The sequence below is a fragment of the Streptomyces sp. AcH 505 genome (genome assembly GCF_000818175.1).
Lineage (GTDB): Bacteria > Actinomycetota > Actinomycetes > Streptomycetales > Streptomycetaceae > Streptomyces.
This window is the reverse complement of record NZ_JTIY01000001.1, coordinates 3,667,073-3,673,993: the sequence shown is the minus strand read 5'-3', so window position 1 is coordinate 3,673,993 and position 6,921 is coordinate 3,667,073. Positions and strand designations below refer to the sequence as shown.

At 69.6% G+C, this 6,921-nt stretch carries 6 protein-coding genes and 1 pseudogene; 1 reads left to right on the top strand and 6 read right to left on the bottom strand.

The window, feature by feature from the left end; translation table 11 throughout:
* The 3 genes and pseudogenes from HY68_RS16785 to HY68_RS16775 all read right to left on the bottom strand — a co-directional run.
* Positions 1-735: pseudogene (locus HY68_RS16785) on the bottom strand (FUSC family protein); the annotation flags it as partial.
* A 145-nt stretch (positions 736-880) separates the two neighbouring features.
* Entirely contained in the window at positions 881-1,699 is an 819-nt protein-coding gene (locus tag HY68_RS16780; RefSeq protein ID WP_041989587.1) for a fumarylacetoacetate hydrolase family protein, read from the bottom strand.
* Entirely contained in the window at positions 1,696-3,345 is a 1,650-nt protein-coding gene (locus HY68_RS16775) for a thiamine pyrophosphate-binding protein (protein ID WP_041989585.1), read from the bottom strand. The genes HY68_RS16780 and HY68_RS16775 overlap by 4 nt, the downstream gene beginning before the upstream one ends.
* A 247-nt stretch (positions 3,346-3,592) precedes the next feature.
* Here HY68_RS16775 and HY68_RS16770 point away from each other — a divergent pair, with 247 nt between their 5' ends.
* A complete protein-coding gene (locus HY68_RS16770) occupies positions 3,593-4,318 on the top strand; it encodes a GntR family transcriptional regulator (RefSeq protein ID WP_052457112.1) in 726 nt (241 codons plus the stop codon).
* A gap of 41 nt (positions 4,319-4,359) precedes the next feature.
* On the opposite strand, the gene HY68_RS16765 is transcribed toward HY68_RS16770, so the two are convergent.
* The 3 genes from HY68_RS16765 to HY68_RS16755 form a co-directional block, all read right to left on the bottom strand.
* On the bottom strand, positions 4,360-5,214 hold the full coding sequence (locus tag HY68_RS16765) for an ABC transporter ATP-binding protein (RefSeq protein WP_078863647.1): 855 nt from the start codon (positions 5,212-5,214) through the stop codon (positions 4,360-4,362).
* Between the two features lie 77 nt (positions 5,215-5,291).
* A complete protein-coding gene (locus HY68_RS16760) occupies positions 5,292-6,164 on the bottom strand; it encodes an ABC transporter permease (RefSeq protein WP_157874358.1) in 873 nt (290 codons plus the stop codon).
* Positions 6,165-6,190: 26 nt separating this feature from the next.
* A partial coding sequence (locus HY68_RS16755; protein ID WP_052457111.1) for an alpha/beta fold hydrolase occupies positions 6,191-6,921 on the bottom strand: 731 nt, incomplete at its 5' end.

The following is a 6,921-nucleotide window of genomic DNA, read 5'->3' as shown; positions in this document are numbered from 1 at the left end:
CTTCTGCACGGCGGCGGCCTGGCCGGCGGCCCGGTCCCCGCCCCGGTCCCCCGCCCGGTGGGCCGCGGGGGCCAGCGCCTCGGCGGCGGACCCCGCCACGCGGCGCGCCTCGATGACGAACGCCCGCTGGGTACGGAGCAGATCCTCGCGCGGCATCGGGTAGCAGAGCAGCAGCCGGGCGGCGAGGACAGCCGCCGCTGTCGCCACGGCGACGACGAACAGCTCGCCGCAGAGGTTCAGGGGGACGGCCGCCATCATGCCGACCATCAGGGAGTTGAACAGCATCATCCCGGTGAGCAGCGCCAGCGCCCCGAACCGGGCGAGGAAGAACGTGACGCCGAGCCCCACCACCATCAGGGAGAGTTCCAGGCCCCTGTCGTGGCTCAGCCACGCGGCGAGCGGCAGGACCGCGGAGAACGGGAACGGCATCCACATGATGGAGCGCGCCAGCCGGGGCACCGTGTTCTCGGCGACGGCGAAGGCGCTCATCAGCCCCATCATCCCGCCGACCATCATGCCGAGCATCGCGGGCACGTCGAGGGCCGCCGCCAGGCCGTAGCCGACGGCGAGCGCGGTGACCATCGAGACCAGCGAACGCCATCCCGCCTGGAGCTGGCCCAGACCAGGGTCGGCGGCGAGCACCCAGTCCCACCAGCGTCTCGGCCCCTCGACGCGGCGCGGCGCCAGGGCGTCCTCGCGGGTGGTCACGGGCAGGGTCGGTGAGGCGGTGGTCAAGTGGTCTCCGGGCCGTGGGGGGTCGCCGGTCCGTCCCGGACCGGAAATACGTGCATACTGCAACTATATAGGACCGGAACGGCGCCGCCCCGTGCCCGAGCTGTGATCTCCGTCGCCACAGCCCGGGGTGAGGGACAGCACGGGCTCAGCCGAAGTCGACGACGACGCTGCCCAGTCCGCCGAAGCGGGCCTCGAAGGACTTCGCCTGCCCGATCTTCTCGCCCGGCAGCAGGGACCCGGTGATGATCCGCTGCCCCGGCTCCAGCGCGAGGCCCTGCCGGTGCAGGACCGCGCAGACCCGCGCCAGCGACACGTACGGGTCGTCGAGTACGTCGGGACCGGCCGTGCCGGTGCCCAGCAGCTCGCCGTCCTTGCGCAGCTCGACCGACAGGGCGTCGAGGTCGAGGCTGTCCGGGCTGCGCTCCTCACCGACCACGAGGCCCCAGTTGTTCATGCCGTTGCCGATCCGCACCGGCATGGACACGCCCTCCGGCAGCCGGCGCGAGATGATCTCGAACGAGGGAGCCACCGCGCGCACGGCGGCGCGGGCCTGTTCGGGGGTGACGCCCGCACCGCCGATGTGCTCCCCGATCGTCAGACAGATCTCCGCCTCGACGGCCCCGTTCGGGATGGCCGAGGCGTCCAGCCGCTCCCCCGACGCGTGGATACGGCCGGCCAGGATGAAGCCGAAGGGCCGGAAGTCCTTGCCGCCCCTGTCGCGTGCGCCGCGCGAGGTCCAGGCGACCTTCCAGCCGCCCTGTTCCTCGCCGGCCGCGCGCCAGAGATCGAGGACAGCGAGCTGCAGCGGCAGTCCGCTCTCCACCGGCTGCCCCTCGTAGGCGAGCAGTTCGGCCGGTGCCCGGCCCTCGACCAGCTCACCGCGCGAGATCGCGTACAGGGCACGCGCCGCCGCTGCCCGGTCCGGCTGTCCGCCGGACTCCGTCGCGTCCGGCACGGCGCTCACGCGTCCTGCCCGAAGTGCAGGCGGCGGTACGGGATGCTGATGACGGACGTCGATATCCGTACGTCGATGATCGTGGCGACCGGGTCGGCCAGGTACTCGGCGACCGCGGGCGCCAGGTCCTCGATCTTCGTCACGAGCGCGCCACGGCCGCCGAGCGCGCGGCCGACGTCGCCCAGGTTCGGCGTGGTGACCCGGGCCAGGTCGGCGTTGAGGCCCTTCGCGACGGCCTTGTGGTACTCGGCGCCGAGCAGCTGGTCGTTCATGATGACGACGAGGAGCGGCAGCCCGTAGCGCACCGCCGTCTCGAACTCGGGCAGATGCATCATGAAGCCCGCGTCGCCCTCCATCAGGAAGGTGGGCTTGTTCTCCGTCGCGACCATGGCGCCCATGGCGGTGGTCAGGCCCTGCCCGATGCAGCCGAAGTGCTGGTTCATCAGGATCATCCGGCGCTGCTTGGTCATCAGGATCGTGGAGAAGCAGATGTTCTGCCCGCCGCCGATGACCAGGCCGACCTCGGCGGGGATCTGCTCGTCCAGGATGCGGCACACGTCACGCGGGTCGACGGTGTCCGGCTCCAGGTCGTAGTGCTGCTTGTCCTCGAACGCCGTGACCAGCCGCTCCTTGACGTCGGGGGTGCGGTATCCCGACTGGCGGACACCTCTCTCGTCGAGGACGCGCTTGAGTTCGGTGATGCCGGCCTTCGCGTCGGACTGCACGTAGACGTCGGCGGAGCGGCCGTCGCCCATGACGACCTGGGGCTTGGAGTCGATGTGGATGAACTTGGCGCCCGGGTACAGATAGCCGTGCTCGGTCGTGTACTTGTTCAGCCCGGCGCCGACGGCGATGACCGCGTCGGCCTCCTGGAACAGCTCCATGGCCGTCTTGGTGGAGTACAGCCCAGAGATGCCGACGTGGAAGTCGTCCTCGTTCAGCCAGGTCTTCGCCATGAGCGTGGTCGAGATGATCGCGCCGGTGGACTCGGCCAGCTCCAGGATGGCCGGGCCGGCGCCGGAGCGCTGGGCGCCGCGGCCCACGATGAGGACGGGCCGCTCGCTGTTGGCGAGCACGTCGGCCGCCTTGGCGATCGAGACGGGGTTGGGGAAGACCGGGTCGGCGTTGAGCAGGTCCGCCGACGGTACGTAGACCTCCTCGTCGTCGAACGGCTTCTGCTGGATGTCCATCGGCGCGCTCAGCAGGATCGGCCGTGACTCGGTCTTGGCGCGGTAGAACGCCTGCTGCACCGCCTCGTACGCGTTGTCCGGCGTGGTCAGGTGGACGAACCCGGACTCGCACGCCTCGGCGAAGCGGCCCTGGTCAAGGCGCTGGACGTACGAGTCGTCGCCCGAGGGTGCCTCGCCGACGAAGGCGACCAGCGGGGTGCGCGCCCGGGAGGCGACGAGCAGGGTCGTCGCGAGCTGGGCCACCCCCGGGCCCGATGTGGTGGTGGCGACGCCGGGGGCTCCGTCGGTACGGCCCCAGCCGTCGGCCATCGCCAAGGCACCGCCTTCGTGCCGCGCCTCGAAAAGCTGGACGCCGAGCCTGTCCAGCTCGTTCATCCAGTACATGTTGGCGTCGCCCATCATGCCGAAGACGGCAGTGGTTCCCTCGGCCGCGAAGGCGCGCGCCAGAGCCTCGTATACCTTCATCGAACGGTCCTTTCTCGGCGCCACGTTCCAGCGCACTACGAGATTGTATGCTGTTAGCATACAACATGAGTTTGAGCCTGGGATAGCCTCTGCAGTAGAAGCTGACTGCGAAGATCGGCAGGTTCGCCAGGGGTACGCACCTCTTGCTCACCGCCACCGCGGGCTGTGCAACGATGCGTGTATACGATTAAAATGGTCTGATCGGCTCGACCGGCCGGCCGTCTCCCTCTAGCTAAGGATCAACACCGTGACTGTTCGCTCGACCGGACCCGACGGTGAGCACAACCCCGTGCTCGCGCGTCTGATTCTCGCCGGCGACGGCCAGGCACCGGCCCGGGGCAGCATGCCCGAAACGGTCGCCGCCGCCTTGCGGGAGGCCATTTTGGACGGCGGTCTCGCGCCGGGGTCCTGGCTGCGCGAGGCCGAGGTGGCACGTGAGTTGAAGGTGAGCAGGACGCCGGTGCGCGACGCGTTCCGGATCCTCGCCTCGGAGGGCCTGGTGAACATCAACGCCAACCAGGGCGCCCTCGTCACGCCCATGACCAGCGACGACGTTCTGGAGTTGTATGTGATGCGCGAGGCGCTCGAAGCCCTCGCCGCCCGGCTCGCGGCCCGGCGGGCCCCGCAGCGCTGCTTCGACGAGTTCTCCACGCTGATCCCCACGATGAAGGAGGTCGGCGAGAGCGGTGACTTCCGCGAACTGTCCAAGCTGAACTTCCAGTTCCACGCGATCATCAGGGACGCGGCAGGCAACCGGTATCTGGAGCGCGCCCTGACCCAGGTGCAGAACGCGGCCCGCCGGTTCCCCGACCCGACCCTCGGACTGCCGGGCCGGGTGACCGAGTCGATCAGCGAGCATGTCGCGCTGGCCGACGCGATCAGCCAGGGCGACGCGGCCAAGGCGGAGAAGCTGGCCAGCGAGCACATGCACCACCTGTCCGAACTGCGCATCCGGATGCTGCTGCACAACTGATCGCGGGAAGCCGCGAGGTGAGACGGCCGTCGTGCCGGGGGTTACGACACGGCGGCCGTCGGGGCGGTGGACAGCCCCTCCTCTTCGATCATGGCCCTGATCCGGTCGCAGTACGCCACGAACTGCGGGTCACGGCGGAGTTCGGGCCTGCGCGGGCGCGGGATGTCGATCTCGATCGTCTCGCGGATCCGGCCGGGCCGCGCGGTCATGACGACCACCCGGTCGGCGAGATAGACCGCCTCGTCGATCTGGTGCGTGATGAACGCCGCCGTCTTGTGCGTGCGCTCCCAGATGTTGAGCAGTTCCGTCTGCATCGCCTCGCGGGTCTGCGCGTCGAGCGCCGCGAACGGCTCGTCCAGCAGCAGTAGTTCGGGGTCGACGGCGAGTGCGCGGGCCAGATTCACCCGCTGTTGCATACCACCCGACAGCTCGCCGGCGAAGGAGTGCTCGAACCCTTCGAGACCGACGAGACGGATCAGGTCGCGCACCGTCTTCTTGGCCTCCTTGGACTTCGTACCGCCGCGCATCTCCAGGCCGTAGGTGATGTTCCCCTCGACCGAGCGCCAGGGCAGCAGCGAGGGCGCCTGGAAGACCACCGCCCGGTCGTGCCCCGGGCCCTTGATGGCCTTGCCGTTGACCTCGATCACCCCGCCGGTGATCGGTACGAGTCCGTCGATCGCCTTGAGCAGCGTCGTCTTGCCGCAGCCGCTGGTGCCGACGATGCAGATGAACTCACCTTTCTCGACGGTGAGGTTGATGTCGTGCAGCGCACGCTTGGTGCCGGCCCGCGCCGTGGTGTACTCGACCGAGACATCACGGATGCTGAGGCCGACCCCGCGGCTGTCGCCCGGCTCGGCGGAGCCGGGCTTGGAGACCGGGGTACGGGTGGAGACCATCTGTCCTGCTCCCTCTGTCGGACCGATCGTGCCCGCCGGGGCGGCGGGCACGGGACGAAGCGCTCCTGCGGACCGCTTCACCGGACGGCGGGCTGCCGCCAGGACTGGAACCTCCGCTCGATCAGCCCGAGGATCCAGGTCGACACCAGGCCGAGCACGGCGATGATGACCACGCCCGCGAAGACCAGGTCGGTCTGGAAGGTGTTGCCGGCGACCGCGATCAGGTGCCCGACACCGGTGGTCGACGCGTACAGCTCACCGACGACGACGCCGGTCAGCGCGTGGCCGAGCCCCGACCTGATACCGCTGAGGATGTACGGCACGGAGCCCGGCAGCGCGATCGTCCGGAAGATCTTGAAGTCGCTGGCGCCGAACGACTTGGCCATGGTGAGCAGTTGAGGGTCCAGCGCCTTGATGCCGGTGATCGTGTTGATCAGGATCGCGATCAGCGCGCCCAGGAAGACCACGGCGATCTTGAGGTTGATGCCGATGCCGATCCAGATGATCAGCAGCGGCAGCAGCGCGACGCGCGGCACGGCGTTCAGGAACGTCACGAACGGGTCGAAGATCGCCTCGACCGGCCGGTACCAGCCGATCAGGATGCCGGCCGGGATGGCCACGACGATCGCCAGCAGGAAGCCCCAGCCGAACTCCTGGAGGCTGACCGACAGGTTCGGCCACAACTGGCCCGTGGTGGCCAGGTTGGAGAGGGTGTTCCAGATGCGGTGGGGCGAGCTGCAGAACAGCGGGTTGACGATCCCCTGGTCGCTGACCCACTCCCACAGCGCCAGGAACACCAGCACGGAGGCGATCCCGATCAGCGTCATGGAACGGCGCTTGAGGAATCCCGAGAACCCCTTGTCGGACGGGTCCGTCTTCTTCGGCCCGTCCACCGGGGGTATCGGCTCCGCGGGCAGTGTGGCGGCCTCGGTCACTGAAGTCGTCTCCATGACGCTGACCCGTTCCTCCCCCGACTTCACGGCCGGCTCACTAGTGCGTGGGAATTGACGAAGGCGACGCTCTCGCTGAACAGCGTGGGTGCGTCGTTGTCCAGCGTGGCGACGTGATAGCTGTCCGGGAGCACCACATGGCGGTGCTGCTCCGCCGAGAAGGCGTCCACGAGCATCGCGAGATCGGCGGCGGCGACGACATGGTCGACGCCGCTGGTGACGGCCAGCACCGGCAGCTTGACGGTGCGCAGCCCGGCCCGTACCAATGCGCCGAAGGCGGCCAGCGAATGGGCGGCCCGCAGCGACGTCCTGTCGTAGCCCACGTCTTTCACACCCGGCTTCCTGATGTCGCCGACGGCCGCCGGTACGGAGCGTCTGATGTACCGCATGAGGCCCAGTGCCTTCGGCGTCCCCTGCGGCGGCGAGAACATGGGGTTGACGGCGACGACCCCGGCGATGTCGCCGGCGCGCTGCTCTGCCAGGCGCAGCGCGAGGGTGGCGCCGAGGCCGAGGCCCATCACGAACACCTGGTCGTGCGCGCCCTTCAGCTCGGACAGGGCGCGCTCGGCGCCGTCGTACCAGTCCTGCCAGGTGGTGCGGTGCAGGTCGGTCCAGCGGGTGCCGTGTCCGGCGAGGCGCGGGATGCTCGCCGCCATGCCTGCGGCGGCGAACGCCTCGCCCCACGGCCGCAGTCCGCTCGGTGAGCTGCCGAAGTCGTGCAGCAGCAGCACCCCGACGGTCGCGGCCGCAGCGGCGG

What these genes read in the sequence shown, in the direction of transcription:
- HY68_RS16775 (WP_041989585.1), bottom strand. Translation starts at nt 3,345, where the DNA reads ATGAAGGTATACGAGGCTCTGGCGCGCGCCTTCGCGGCCGAGGGAACC.
- HY68_RS16765 (WP_078863647.1), bottom strand. Translation starts at nt 5,214, where the DNA reads ATGGTCTCCACCCGTACCCCGGTCTCCAAGCCCGGCTCCGCCGAGCCG.
- HY68_RS16760 (WP_157874358.1), bottom strand. Translation starts at nt 6,164, where the DNA reads ATGGAGACGACTTCAGTGACCGAGGCCGCCACACTGCCCGCGGAGCCG.